Genomic DNA, 13809 nt, shown 5'->3' on the forward strand with positions numbered 1-13809 from the left:
ACTTCATTATCAATGAATCTCCCATTACAAACTATCGGTTTGTCTTTCACTCAACTTACAAAGTTGTAATGTTCTATAGGGTAGTAAAATAAAAATCCATACCACACTGAAAATATGTGGCATGGATTATAACGTTACCTTTAATCTACTTCATAGTAACTGCAAACAACTTGTCCAACAGCTTTCGCGGCTACGAGGAGCGCATCCTCATCAATATCAAATTTCGGATGATGGTTAAAGTAGGGATTCTCTACCCCTTTTGGTGTACATGCAATGTAGAAAAAGCATGCCGGGAATTTTTCTGCATAATAAGCAAAGTCCTCAGATGGTGACATCGCAGGGAATTCCTTTACTTCTTTAATGTCTTCATCATCCATGCTCCGTAAACTTTCCGCTACCTTCGCTGTAAGCTCAGGATCGTTGTATAACGGCGGATAATCCGGCGTATACGTAAGCTCACATTTTACGTCAAATTCTTCTTCAATCCCTCTAACAATCCGTCTAACTTCTCTCTCAATTGTTTCTTTTGTTTCTACTGTCATATAGCGAATATCGCCTTCCAGTTCTACACTGTCCTTGATCACGTTGAATGTACCTTTTCCATCAAAAGATCCGATTGTAATTACGCCAATATCGAATGGGCTTAATCTGCGGCTAATAATGGTTTGAGCAGCTGTCACAAAATGGGCAGCAGCAACAATGGCGTCATTTGCAAGATGTGGGGAGGAACCATGTCCACCTCTTCCTTGAACTTTTAATTTCATATATGCTCGTCCATTGAAGGAATATCCTGCATGATAACCTACTGTACCCGCAGGTCCCATAGGCAACAAATGTATACCATATACAGCATCTAAATCATCAAGCAAACCAGATTCCACGATGCTTTTTGCTCCGCCCGGCGGCACTTCTTCAGCATGTTGATGAATGATTTTAATAGTACCTGGAATAGAGTCTTTTAATTGGATTAGGCAATCAGCTAAAACTAATAAATAAGCTGTATGTCCATCATGTCCACATGCATGCATGACGCCTTCATTCTTCGATTTGAACCGTACATCTGTCTCTTCAACAATTGGAAGCGCATCGAAATCTGCGCGCAAACCAATTGTTTTTCCAGGCTTTCCACCTTTAATTGTTACGATTATGCCATGTCCATTTCCAACATTCGTATGAATCTCGACATCTTTTCCCTTATAAAAGTCCGCAATAAACTGAGCTGTTTTCTTCTCTTGAAATGAGATTTCAGGATGTTCATGTAAATACCGGCGTATGTTTATGATTTCTTCTTTGCGTGATTCAAGCATGCTCATTAATTCACTTTTCATAATGCCGTCTCCTTTTTTGATGGTGCAGAATGAAAATGTCCTCCATCCCGCACCAAATTATTACTAAGCTTCAGATCTATTTCTATTAATTTGTAGCTTTATTTAGTGTTGGGACTGGTTGTTGCAATGGAACATCTGTAACTTCTGTTGTTTTACCTGCATTTTTAGGTACCATAATCACAATTGAAAGAATGGCGAGTACACCGAAGATGACATTTACGATAATCCCTGCCGATGCTGCTGTCTCAATACTTCCAGCAGCTGCAACTGAGCTATAAACAGTTGCCGAAATCGCAACACCGATTGCACTACCAAGGGAGCTTGCCATTTTGTAAACGCCTGCTGCTTCCCCTACTTTCTCAGATGGGGCATTTGAAACAGATGTATCTGTAGATGGCGTTGCATAGATACCAAGTCCAAGACCGAATAAGACAAACCCAATAAATACGACGACTGTATACGCAAAATCAGGCAAGAAAGTTAGACCCATGACCGCTACACCGATAGTACTGATTATTGCCCCTGCTACCATTGGTAACTTCGCTCCAACTTTTTGAAGGATTTTTTCACCAACACGAATCATCGCGAGAACAACGATTAAATATCCGATCGAAAGCATTCCTGCTTGAAATGCCGTGAATCCTCGACCTACTTGGACATACGTATTAGCAACAACGAGTGTTCCGGCAATCGCATTTAATAAGAAGTTTGAATACGTTGCGCCTGCATATGGTTTATTTTTAAACAACGAGAAATCGATAAGCGCAACCGCTTTTCTTTTCTCTACTTTATAGAAGATAATTGCTCCGACAATGGTAACGACTGCAAGAAGGATAGTAATTGCGCTTGTCCAGCCTAAGTCTGCACCGAATGTAATAAAAACGTTCAATGCTATCATCGTTACGATAAAGATAGCCAAACCACTGTAATCGAATGTAAATTTACCGCTGCCTGCTGCCTTGCTTTCAGGTGTATCTTTAATAAGCCACATAGCAAGAAGAGCAAAAATAATTGAGAAGATAAAAATCCATTTCCATCCCATATATGTTGCAATGGCACCGCCCGCAAACGAACAGACACCTGAACCGCCCCATGATCCGATTGACCAGTAACTAAGTGCACGTTGTCTATCTTTTCCATCAAAGTATGCTTTCATTAACGCGATCGTTGCTGGCATAATACATGCTGCAGAAATACCTTGGATGATCCGTCCGATAATGAGTAGGACAGCTCCTTGTACAAATACAAGACATAAAGAACCAATAATACTTAACACTAACCCGATATACGTAATCTTTTTGCGTCCAATTTTATCTGCGAGTCCACCAGCTGCTACGATAAACATCCCAGAGAATAATGCTGTTAAACTGATTGCAATATTTAACGTTCCATGCGAAACTCCTAAATCAGATTGAATCGCCGGTACCACGTTGACCATCGCCTGTGCAAAAAGCCAAAATGTGATAACCCCGAATACAATCCCAGTGATTAACTTATCTGTACCTTTGTAACTTGTCTCCATTGTTACCCCTCCTAAATTTTTTTAATTCGTTTTGTAAAGAAACGATATATTGGATTAAATAAGGCCTTAGGTTATTGTTTCGTTTCTATACTTCGATTATAAGAAGTTAGGCTGTAAGAAGAGAGTCAATAATTGTTCAGATCACGAGGTGAAAGAGCAAAAGTATTAACCTATCATTTACAGCGGAAAAAATATGGGGTAGATTTTTGTCATTGTCAGGTCCGATATATACAATTGAAAAAAGCCCTCCACTGATGGAAGGCTTCATTTCGATGAATCAATAGGCTTTTCGAATATCAAAAAAGTGAATCGCATTGCTTGTCAAGTTAGAATAAAACGACCATTCATCTTCAATTGATTCATCGAAAATCTCCAAAGAAGGACGACTGGAATGGATAATATAATCAATGATTTCCGCATCCATGCCATACTTACTGTTCAGATTACGCCACTTCGTATAGAGCGCACCATTATTTTTATCAAACACTTGCTTACGGATCTGATAATCTCCTTTGGGGATTCCAGAGACTGTTACGTGTACTTCCTTATGCAGCCTTTGAAGGAATGCCTCTTCCGTGGATAAATAAGGATTGATAATGGTTGTATTCATGATGATTAATTGATATCCCCGGTCATTTTTTGTCATTACGTAGTTCTGATCCTGTGCAACAATCTCGCCTTGTAGACGTTTTAAAAACATCAGAGCAAAATAAGCAGGACGTTTCCCCTTAAGATAGTGGAATAATTCAACGCCATCCATCCGATATCGTAGATCCCTTCCACTTTGCTCATGTGTTATCGTATTAATCCAAAGAGCAATTGTAGTCACGTCTCTGGATATGTCCAATATATTTTGTAAAACCAATGCTCCTCTAAAGAATGTCCCATTCGTATACCGCGTATTACCTGATAATGTGTTCCACGCAACGAGATGAAGCGGTTTTTCAAGATGATTCCTTTTTAAATAGAGCTTCAGTTTATTGGTTTTTTCCTTGATGTAATCCTTTGCCAACTCAAATTCCTTTTCTGCCGTCTCTTCAAAATCAATTACTTCATTCTGATTGGCGTTATAACCGATGAAGTCGATTAACTCGCCATGTTCCAACTGCCATTCATGATGGGTGCTCGTTTTTTCTTTAATGAAAGAAAAAGGCATATACACGCCTACTTGAATGGAAGGAATCATCGTTTTTAATATTTCATGTAATTTTATATATGTTCTCTTTAATTCAATTGCATCCACTACTGTAGGATAAGGCTCATAAAACAGTACATGCCATTGTTTTACAAACGACTCCCCATATCGTTGTAAGCAATGTCTTATGAATTGAACAAGTTTGGTAAAATATTGTTCTCCATCTCTTGATATATCTATATAATCAATCCGAATAAACAAAGATAAATCATGATTCCTCATAAATTCTAAAGCATTATCAATATTAAAATATGGGGAGGTTGTTGGAATCTCTTCGTCCGTCTCTACTTCCGGCGGGATCCCCGTGCTACTAGAGGGGTGACGGACTCCTATAAACCGTAACTGCAAATCCTTTTTTACTTCTATGATTTGCGAGCGAACATCTTCTTTTAACAGCTCAGATATTTCTCCAACGATCAGAATATGATCAGGATAATGTAAGTTCACCTTCGCAAGATCGGATAAGGCAATTGGCAACTTTTCATACCGAAGTTCAGTCAGGTTGTAAGATTTCTGATCATCTACATTCATGTTACTCAACCTCTCTATAATCTCTGATGACTGAATCAGATGTGAAACGTCTTCCTTGCTATAGGTTTGAACTGAATCCTCCTTTTGAACATTATGGGTGTCTCGATAGACATGCGGAGTCACTCCATGTACTTCTTTAAAAAGGGTTGAAAATGCTTTTGTGTTTGGAAAACCATTGTTCATGGCAATTTGCGAGATGGAGTCATCCGTGTAAAGCAGTTCCTTCATGCCATGCTTAAGCCTGATATTCATTAAATAACGACTAAACCCAATCCCCATATTCTGTTTAAAATAGCGGGATAGATAACTTGTAGACAGAAAGTATTTCGACGCAATTTCCTCCAATGTAATCATCTGATCATAATTTCTTTCCATATAGTCAATGATTTGCAATAGGCGCCGATCACCCGTATCTATTTTCTGAATGATACTACCTTCCGCTTTAAAACTTCGGATTAATATAAGGAGCAATTGACAGATATAGCTTGTAAGCTCAATTTGATAGCTTTCATCTTGTCTATAGTAACTAATCATCACATTTGCCAACAGCTTTCGTATGGCAAGAATCTTTTCTTCTCTTCCAAGATCAACTTCTCTTGAATAACATTCAAAGCGATGATTGCGATAGTTTTCATAATGGTGCTCCATGAAACCGTCAGATATGGACAATACCATTATTCTATTCTCTTCATCACCTTGAACTTGGTAAAGCTGATTGCGATTAATGACAAGTAAATCGTTTTCTTCCATATGATAAAAACGATCGGATGTCTCTATTTTTATCTTGCCGCTAAGGACAAAGATAATTTGAATCCCTTTATTGATCCGCGGCACCGTAGCATCAATATGTTGAAATGATATTTGAAAATCTGACAATGGATTGTTCAAACGAATCACCCCTAATTCAAAGTAAATACAAACCTATTATATAGTTGAACCTCTCGCCACTTAACAAACTTGCAGTTTGTTTGAAGTGGGAGATTCCTAAGAACACTGACGTAACCATCAGTTATTGATTAGGCTATCCCCGCAGTACCTACGGTTAGAAGCCTTCCGGCTTCGTTTTTAATATTTTTACTCGCGTTAATATCCCTATCGTGATGCGCACCACAAGAGGGGCAGCACCATTCGCGCAGTGCGAGATGCTTAACGTCTTTATTTTGGTATCCACAAGATGAACAAAGTTGGGAACTTGCGAATGTCTTAGAAACAGCAACAACTTGCTTGCCATACCATTTCGCTTTGTATTCAAGCATTGTTCTAAATTGGGACCAGGATGCTTCACTAATCGCTTTTGCCAATTTACGGTTCTTTAACATGTTTGATACTTGCAGATCCTCAACACCGATGACATCGTGGTTTTTGACAATCTCGGTAGAAATTTTATGCAAGTAGTCCACTCGTGTGTTTGTGATTTTTTCATGCAGGAGGGCGACTTTCCGTTTTTGCTTTTGATAGTTTTTTGCTTCATCAAGTTTACAGTTTCTCTTTAAAGCTAATCGTTGCCTTCTGGAGAGGATGCGCTGTGCATCAGCGAGCCTTTTCTCCATCGTTCGAAAAAACTTGGGGTTTTTGTATAGCGTCCCATCTGACAGGATTGCAAATTCCTTCAGACCGACATCGATGCCGATGGAAGAGCCGGTCTTTGCTAACTGCTGTATTTCCACTTCAGCCAGAATGGATACAAAATATTTCCCAGATGGATTTCGTCTGACCGTTGCATTAAGAATGCGGCCTTCAACTTCGCGACTTTTGGCAAAACGGACAAACCCAAGTTTAGGAAGTTTGATTTTATTTCCTTCAACCGCAATATTTCCATTCGTATGTTTTGTTGTATAGGATTGTACTTTATTCTTTTTCGATTTGAATCGGGGTGCTTTATTTTGCCGTTTAAAAAAGCGTCCATATGAATCTGCGAGATTCCTAAGTGAAGATTGGAGGGCAATGCTGTCAACTTCCTTTAACCACGTCAGTTCCTTTTTCAGCCGTGTTAATGCGGCAGAACAGGAATTGTATGTCAATCCTTTGCCTGTTTCTTTGTAGGTGTCATTCCAACGCGCCAAGAAATGATTGAATACAAAGCGTGAGCAACCGATGGTTTTAGCAATCAGTATTTCCTGTTCTTTGTTTGGATAGATACGGAATTTATACGCTTTATTGACCAGCATTGACCTCACCTCACTTCAAACCTTGATTTTCAATATACCGTTTTACTACTTCGATAGGAGAACCACCAGCGGTTAGCAAGCAAAAACTTCTTGTCCAAAACATTTCCTTCCACAGTTTTTCTCTAACGTGTGGAAATTCCTTTTTGATCATTCGAGAACTTGCACTCTTATAAGCATTGATGAACTTGGACATTTCTGTGTTTGGATGGGCCTTGAATAGAATATGAATATGGTCGGAATCGTGATTCCATTCAACTAATGATATATTATATTTCTCACCAAATTTTACAAACATGTCCTTTGCGTAGTCAGACATTTCATCATTGAAAACTTTTTTTCTGTATTTAACGACCAAAACAAGATGATAATACAGTAAGAACACTGAATGGCTGTTGCTATCTAATTTCATTGTAGTGTCAGCCTTTCTATTGCTTAACACTAATTACACTATTAAAATACTAAGTATTCAAACAAATTAATCTTCAGGCTTATGCCTAACCGACATTCATCTCCCACTTACTCATTGGGCTTTGCCCTTCACATTCCTTGAAGTGGGAGTCTTCTGTCGGAAATTGATAAAAAAAACACCCTAAGCTATAACAAGCTAAAAGGGTGAAAGTGCGGAGCGGTGTAGTTATTCTTCTTCAGCTTCCTTATCAAATCGTTTCGTTATCTTCATCTTCACAATGCGGCTTCGATCCATTTCTTCGATTTCGAAAAAGAGATTTTCATATGTAAACCGCTCTCCCGGTTCAGGTACATGGCCTAACTCCTGCATGACAAACCCGCCAATTGTTTCGAGGTCGCTCGGCAAGTCTACATCCAAGAGTTCGATAGCGTCGACAATTTCAAGCCGTCCATGGCAGATTAACAAATGATCATCTTTTTCATAGACAAGTACTTCCTCATCGAAGTCCGTTTCATCCTCGATGTCTTGACCTATCATCTCTTCAATAATATCTTCATGCGTGACAATTCCAAGAGTCCCGCCATATTCATCCAAAATGACGGCCATATGTTTCTTCTTTGCAAGCATAAGCTTAAACACTTTTTCGACACTTGATGTTGTCACGACGAAAAGAGGTTGATCATCCATGAGTTCGGATAGTTTCTTTTCAGGCTGCATCGACCATTCAATCAGCATTTTCGAATAAAAAATGCCTACCACCCGGTCAATGCTTTCCTCGTACACTGGATAACGCGTGTAAAAGTATTCGAGAATTGTATCCCGTACTTCTTCATAAGTCGATTCGATCGGAAGTCCAATGACATCTGTCCTGTGTGACACCATAACGTCGGAAACGTCCTTTTCAGGGAAGTCAAGTACACCCTTCAACCGAAGTGACTCCTCTTGCAAAAATGTTCCTTCTGTCGATGCGATGTCCACCATTGAACGCAGCTCTTCCTTCGTCAACGTCGCTTCGGTCACCGCGCCTTTTGAAATGATGCGGATAAAGAAGTTTGTGAATAAAGCAAGAAATGCTGTTAATGGGGTAAGTAGTTTGACAATAAAAGAGATAGTTGGTGCTACTACGTATGCAATTCGATCGGCAAATGTCGCCGAAATCGTTTTCGGCAGTACTTCACCGAAAATAATGATGACGACCGTTAAAATCCCCGTCGAAAGTCCAACCTTCCAACCTTTATCGATTGCGATCATCGTCACAAGCGTCGGCATCATAATATTCGCCACATTGTTTCCGATAAGAATTGCCGTAATCATGCGGTCTGGCTTCGAAATAAGATCCCTTAATTTGATTGACTTACGGTCGCCTTGTTCAGCGCGAAGTTGGACCTTCATCCGACTGACCGCGGTTAATGCCGTCTCACTCCCCGATAGGAAGAACGACACGAATAAAAAGAAGCCAAGTGCGATAAACAAAAGTGATTCCTCCCGGTGTTATCTGTACTTCTACAATTCGTTCAATTTAGTAACTTTTCAATATCATACCATACTCATAATATATCCGTCCTTTTAAATAACTTGATTCCCGCCGACATGATATACTATTTTTATTCACGAATTAATTTGAAAAGAGGGATTCACTTGAACCATCTAAAATCATTGGACGCCTATTTCACGGCAAAAAGAGACGAACATTTGAATGAATTGAAGGATTTTCTCCGTATCCCGAGCATTAGCGCATTGTCTGAGCATAAGGGAGATATGCAAAAAGCGGCCGAGTGGCTGAAGGATTCATTCCAAAAAGCGGGGTTGGAAAACCTTTCAATCGATGAAACCGAAGGACATCCAGTCGTTTACGGAGATTGGCTTCATGCGGAAGGGAAACCTACTATTCTTTTCTACGGCCATTATGACGTTCAGCCTGTCGATCCGTTGAACTTATGGGAAACCGGTCCATTCGACCCCGAAGTTCGTGATAATAAATTATATGCACGTGGGGCAAGTGACGACAAAGGACAAGTTTTCATGCATATCAAAGCGGTTGAAGCGCTTATGAATGAAAATGGAAGCTTGCCAGTGAATGTTAAATTCATTATTGAAGGCGAAGAAGAAATCGGTAGTCCGAACCTTGAGAAATATATCGAGGAGAAGAAAGAGAAGCTTGCAGCAGACATCATTGTTATTTCTGATACAGGAATGTACGGACCCGGAAAACCAGCAATTTGCTATGGATTACGTGGTTTAGCTGGCGTTCAGATTGACGTTAAAGGTGCAAAAGGCGATTTGCATTCAGGTATTTACGGTGGCGGTGTACAAAACCCGATCCATGCCATTTCGGAAATTCTTGCATCATTCCATGATCAGGAAGGTACTATTTCTGTTGAAGGTTTTTACAATGATGTACGTCCTTTAGCAGATGAAGAGCGTGAAGCTTACCGTGCGCTTGACTTCAATGAAGAAGCTTTGAAAGATGAAATCGGAGTGAATGAGCTTTTCGGTGAAAAAGGCTTCTCCTATTTGGAACAGACTTGGACACGCCCTACTCTTGAAGTAAATGGTGTATTTGGCGGGTTCTCAGGCGAAGGCATTAAAACTGTATTGCCATCTGAAGCTGGCTCGAAGATTACATGCCGACTTGTCCCTGACCAAGATCCTGAAGATATCGTGAAAAAATTGAGAGCGCATATCGAAAAGCATAAACCGGCGGGAGTAACAGTGACTGTTACCGAGTTCGATAAAGGAAAACCGTTCATCACGCCTTTCGATCACCCGGCTATCCAAGCTGCGGGCAAGTCATACGAAAAGGTATATGAAGTACCGACTGCTTTCACACGTATGGGTGGTTCGATTCCAATCGTGGCGGCATTCGATGAAATCTTGAATTTACCAGTCGTTCTTATGGGCTTCGGCTTATCAAGCGAAAATTTCCATGCCCCTAATGAGCATTTCCATTTGGAGAACTTTGATAAGGGATTACGTGTAATTGGTGATTATTATTACGAGCTTGCTGAGTTTACGAAGGATGAATTGAGGAAGTAAAAAAAGGGTAATCCCGATATACCGGGATTGCCCTTTTTTTTATTCTTCCCCAGCCTCTTTTGCTTCTTCTCTGCCGTAGTATGTCACGATGTCCTCGAGTGGTGTGCGGGTGCGGTTTTTTGGGTAGTCGTCATAGTAGCCGAATTGGAGCATGCTAATGATCCGTTCGCCTTGTTTGACGCCAAGTTCTTCACGGAATTTCGGATTATCGAGGAATGGAGGTGTCTTCCAGCAAGATCCGATACCTTTATCCCACGCTAAGAGCATCGCATTTTGAATGAGCATACTTGCTGCTGCATAGTCCTCGAGCCTTTCCTTTTGACGTACGTCTTCCTTCACAACAACGAAGACGACTGCTCCAGGGGCACGGAAATTCTTCATTTGCTTTTCCAAGTCCTCCTCGGAAAGCTCTTTCCATTTTGGAACTCCGTATTCCTTTAAAACATCTTGGAATTTCACATACTCTTTATTGGCAGCTACGATGAAACGCCACGGATTGCGCAACCCATGGTTCGGCGCCCATCTTGCATCATCTAAAATCTCATTTATATTTTCAAGATCGACCGGCTGCCCGTTGAAGTTCTTGATCGAGCGACGGTTGACGATTGCATCCCTAACCGATAATGCTTGTTCATTCATAATTTTAAATTCTCCTTTTGATCATACTTCCAACTATTATACACAAATTCCTTGCAACAGGAAGGATGGCCCTCTTCACTGGAGATATTCCGACATTTCTTCATTAGGTATTCCGCAAGATTACTTTCCGTAGTATAATAATAAAAGGAATGAAAGTTTTGAAAAAGGATGGCGGACTATGACAAAAAAACCGATTGCATGGATTACTGACAGCACGGCATACATCACAGAAGAATTGAAGCAACACCCCGATTTTTATTCGATACCCTTAAATATACATTTCGGGGAAAAGCAATTTGTGGATGGGATTGACCTTACACCCAGCCAATTATATGAAAACATTAAGAACGCGACTGAGTTTCCAAAAACATCGCAACCTTCAGCAGGGGAATTTGCTGAGAAGTTTAAACAGATTGCCGAAAACTATGAACAAGCAATAGCCGTGCACGTTTCGTCCGAATTAAGCGGAACACTTGCCTCTTCGATGGCAGGCGCAGAAATTGCTGATTTTCCAATAACGTTCATTGATTCCCTATCTGTTTCTTACGGCATTACGGGGTTAATCCAAAAAGGAATGAAGTTGCAGGATTCCGGTGCTTCTGTTAATGAAATCAAGGAAAGTCTTGATAAGATTGCAGGATCATTAAATAATTTCATTCTCATCGGTCAATTGGAGCAACTATACAAAGGCGGGCGTATGAATGGAGTCCAATTTTTCCTTGGCAGCCTATTAAAAGTGAAACCAGTTATTCAAATTACAACTGATGGCAAATTAGAAGCGATTGAAAAAGTACGTTCTGAAAAGAAAGCGCTTCAGTATTTGGTCGACAAAGTGCTTGAGAGGCACCCAACTAAAAAGGGCAAAATTTACTTGATGCAAGGCAATGTGTTAGGGCAAGCCGAGCAGCTGAAGAAAATGATTAGGGATGAAGCTCCCGGTATTGAAGTCGAGATCGGGGATATTAGCTCAACACTGGCGGTCCATGCGGGCGAAGGAACGCTTGCTGTGTTGTGGTATGACTGAACTCAAGTAACAATACAGTAGCACAGAAAAAAGCTTGAGATAAAATTTTTCACCTCAAGCTTTTTTATTTTCTTGCTTCCAGTCATTAAATTCACAATCTTTTATCTGTTCAGGAAAAATTATCGTTAACTTTAAAGAATGCATACTTCGCATTTTCCCGCCAGGCGTAAGAATCCTTGTAGTCCCACGTCCGATGATAGGCGTCATACGTGTGAGCATTGACAAGTGGCGCACCGTTGATGTCCTTCGCGGTGACAATAGTTGAGTGATCGTATCTCCCGTCCCCCTGGAAATCATAGAAAATGAGATCCCCCAAATCCAACTCATAAGGTGAACTGACCTTCTTCGCGGTTAACCCTTTCTTCGACGTTGCCACATACCAATGTAATGAATGCGAAACCGACCAGCTGAAACTCCAAGTCCCACCTTGCAGCCACCAGCCCCGCTCACGGCTTGGATACCCATGCATCGGTGCACCGCCTGCCCGTAGGCATTGCGAAATATAATTCGTGCAATCAACATCGAATGAAGGATATGCCGGATTCCTGCCATTCCACCATTGATCCGCATACCGGACCGCTGCTTCACGATTGTACATACAATAACCTCCCCCTGCCATGGTATGAAGAAGGTGTAAGAGGAATGCACAATAGTTGTGGCATCTAATGTTTTATTCTGAAGTCCTTTTTCACTGAAAATAAAAAGAAGCCTTGCCATAAATTATTTGGCAAGGCTCTAAATATGGAGTATACCGAGTTTGAACTGGTGACCGGTATTAATTAATGATTTGTGTCAATATCCGATTAAACTTATCACGCTCTTCCCAAAAAGCACCATGACCACTGTAGTTAAACGGTACTAACTGCGAATTTGGGATTAATTCATTTTGCTCCTTAGCTTGTGAAAATGGAATAACTTTATCGTGGATGCCGTGAATAATTAACGTGGGGGCAACTATTTTTTGTAGGTCCTCGTACAAATTCTCGTCTCTCAATAAAACAATGATTGCAGCCGTCGACCATCCCGCGGCTTGCATCCCCATTTGAAAGAACCAATCAGAGAATTCTTTGGTTATATACTGAAAGAAAAAGCCATCGATTACTTCCTGCATCAACTTCGGGCGATCATTTAACGTTTGCATAAGATATCGATTCGCAGTTTCCTCCGAAAAACCTAAAGGTGCAGCAGCATCAACAAGTACAAGATGGGTGACTCCGTAACCGTTATACCTTGTCATATATCGAATCGCAATAGCTCCACCCGTCGAGTGACCTACAAGCGCAAAGTTTTCCAATTGAAGTATACCGATAACCGCACAGATATCATCGGCCAATCTGTCTAATGTATAACCGTCGAATGGCTTATCCGAATTGCCAAACCCTCTCCAGTCTATGCCGATACAACGATACCCCAAAGACGGAAGAACATTAAACTGATATTCGAACTGTTTATGGCTCAACGGCCATCCATGTATAAATACAATGGTTTTGTTGCCCTTCGGATTAAGATCTTCAACATACAAATTCACACCCGACTCTACAGTAACCAAATATCCGATAACGATTCCTCCGTTGTTATAATGGCTTCGCCTATAAGATATTCAGCTTTGAAGACAAACGTGATAGTCTTCTGTTCCATGAAAAAGAACCCTACTGCTAAAAACAGCAGATTCTTCTACACCACCGCCATATTCGTCGCTGGAAATTAACAAAAAGGCGAATCAAAACAAAAAAAGAACCTTGCCAAACGTTAGTTTGACAAGGTTCCTTGGTTATGGAGCATTACGGGTTCAAACCGGTGACCTTCACACTGCCAGTTTGATTTGCCACGAACATTAGATGAGTTCAGAATGACAGAATGGGAAAATTCTATGTGTATTTAATTAACTGTTCCCCTGCGGAGCGGTTTTTCTTTATGAGAACCAATATTTGGTGCTGTATATTTAATTAAAGGGGTG

The 13809-nt window shown here is 40.6% G+C and carries 11 protein-coding genes; 2 read left to right on the plus strand and 9 right to left on the minus strand.

Annotation, left to right across the window (positions count from 1 at the left end):
- Positions 1-140 precede the first annotated feature (140 nt).
- The 6 genes from ACFPZG_RS02245 to ACFPZG_RS02270 form a co-directional block, all read right to left on the minus strand.
- A complete protein-coding gene (locus ACFPZG_RS02245) occupies positions 141-1328 on the minus strand; it encodes an amidohydrolase (RefSeq protein WP_283733125.1) in 1188 nt (395 codons plus the stop codon).
- A gap of 85 nt (positions 1329-1413) precedes the next feature.
- Positions 1414-2850 carry an MFS transporter gene (locus tag ACFPZG_RS02250; protein WP_283733126.1) on the minus strand — a complete coding sequence of 479 codons (1437 nt, stop codon included), beginning with the start codon at positions 2848-2850 and terminating at the stop codon, positions 1414-1416.
- A 277-nt stretch (positions 2851-3127) separates the two neighbouring features.
- Positions 3128-5464, minus strand: coding sequence for a helix-turn-helix domain-containing protein (locus ACFPZG_RS02255; protein ID WP_283733127.1), 2337 nt, complete (start codon positions 5462-5464; stop codon positions 3128-3130).
- Positions 5465-5592: 128 nt separating this feature from the next.
- Positions 5593-6744 carry an IS200/IS605 family element RNA-guided endonuclease TnpB gene (tnpB, locus tag ACFPZG_RS02260; RefSeq protein WP_283732479.1) on the minus strand — a complete coding sequence of 384 codons (1152 nt, stop codon included), beginning with the start codon at positions 6742-6744 and terminating at the stop codon, positions 5593-5595.
- A gap of 10 nt (positions 6745-6754) precedes the next feature.
- Positions 6755-7153: an IS200/IS605 family transposase gene (tnpA, locus tag ACFPZG_RS02265; protein ID WP_283733128.1), complete on the minus strand. Its 399-nt coding sequence runs from the start codon at positions 7151-7153 to the stop codon at positions 6755-6757.
- A gap of 225 nt (positions 7154-7378) precedes the next feature.
- The gene (locus ACFPZG_RS02270; protein WP_317941344.1) at positions 7379-8626 is read right to left on the minus strand and encodes a hemolysin family protein; all 1248 of its coding nucleotides are present in this window, start codon (positions 8624-8626) and stop codon (positions 7379-7381) included.
- A 165-nt stretch (positions 8627-8791) separates the two neighbouring features.
- On the opposite strand from ACFPZG_RS02270, the gene ACFPZG_RS02275 reads away from it, so the two are divergent.
- Positions 8792-10189 (plus strand): dipeptidase, encoded by a 1398-nt coding sequence (locus tag ACFPZG_RS02275; RefSeq protein ID WP_317941345.1) that lies wholly within the window; start codon positions 8792-8794, stop codon positions 10187-10189.
- Positions 10190-10228: 39 nt separating this feature from the next.
- On the opposite strand, the gene ACFPZG_RS02280 is transcribed toward ACFPZG_RS02275, so the two are convergent.
- Positions 10229-10828, minus strand: a complete 600-nt coding sequence (locus tag ACFPZG_RS02280; RefSeq protein WP_283733129.1) for a nitroreductase family protein — start codon at positions 10826-10828, stop codon at positions 10229-10231.
- 178 nt (positions 10829-11006) lie between these two features.
- On the opposite strand from ACFPZG_RS02280, the gene ACFPZG_RS02285 reads away from it, so the two are divergent.
- Positions 11007-11852: a DegV family protein gene (locus tag ACFPZG_RS02285; protein ID WP_317941346.1), complete on the plus strand. Its 846-nt coding sequence runs from the start codon at positions 11007-11009 to the stop codon at positions 11850-11852.
- A gap of 109 nt (positions 11853-11961) precedes the next feature.
- On the opposite strand, the gene ACFPZG_RS02290 is transcribed toward ACFPZG_RS02285, so the two are convergent.
- Both ACFPZG_RS02290 and ACFPZG_RS02295 read right to left on the minus strand, forming a co-directional pair.
- Positions 11962-12450, minus strand: a complete 489-nt coding sequence (locus tag ACFPZG_RS02290; RefSeq protein ID WP_283733130.1) for an amidase domain-containing protein — start codon at positions 12448-12450, stop codon at positions 11962-11964.
- Between the two features lie 177 nt (positions 12451-12627).
- Positions 12628-13410, minus strand: a complete 783-nt coding sequence (locus ACFPZG_RS02295; protein WP_317941364.1) for an alpha/beta fold hydrolase — start codon at positions 13408-13410, stop codon at positions 12628-12630.
- Positions 13411-13809 lie beyond the last annotated feature (399 nt).

The organism is Sporosarcina thermotolerans, assembly GCF_042658975.1.
GTDB lineage: Bacteria > Bacillota > Bacilli > Bacillales_A > Planococcaceae > Sporosarcina > Sporosarcina thermotolerans.

Bases quoted from the DNA above. Each gene is read 5' to 3' on its own strand.
- ACFPZG_RS02245 (WP_283733125.1), bottom strand. From the start codon at position 1,328: ATGAAAAGTGAATTAATGAGCATGCTTGAATCACGCAAAGAAGAAATC.
- ACFPZG_RS02250 (WP_283733126.1), bottom strand. From the start codon at position 2,850: ATGGAGACAAGTTACAAAGGTACAGATAAGTTAATCACTGGGATTGTA.
- tnpB (WP_283732479.1), bottom strand. From the start codon at position 6,744: ATGCTGGTCAATAAAGCGTATAAATTCCGTATCTATCCAAACAAAGAA.
- tnpA (WP_283733128.1), bottom strand. From the start codon at position 7,153: ATGAAATTAGATAGCAACAGCCATTCAGTGTTCTTACTGTATTATCAT.
- ACFPZG_RS02280 (WP_283733129.1), bottom strand. From the start codon at position 10,828: ATGAATGAACAAGCATTATCGGTTAGGGATGCAATCGTCAACCGTCGC.
- ACFPZG_RS02285 (WP_317941346.1), top strand. From the start codon at position 11,007: ATGACAAAAAAACCGATTGCATGGATTACTGACAGCACGGCATACATC.
- ACFPZG_RS02290 (WP_283733130.1), bottom strand. From the start codon at position 12,450: ATGTACAATCGTGAAGCAGCGGTCCGGTATGCGGATCAATGGTGGAAT.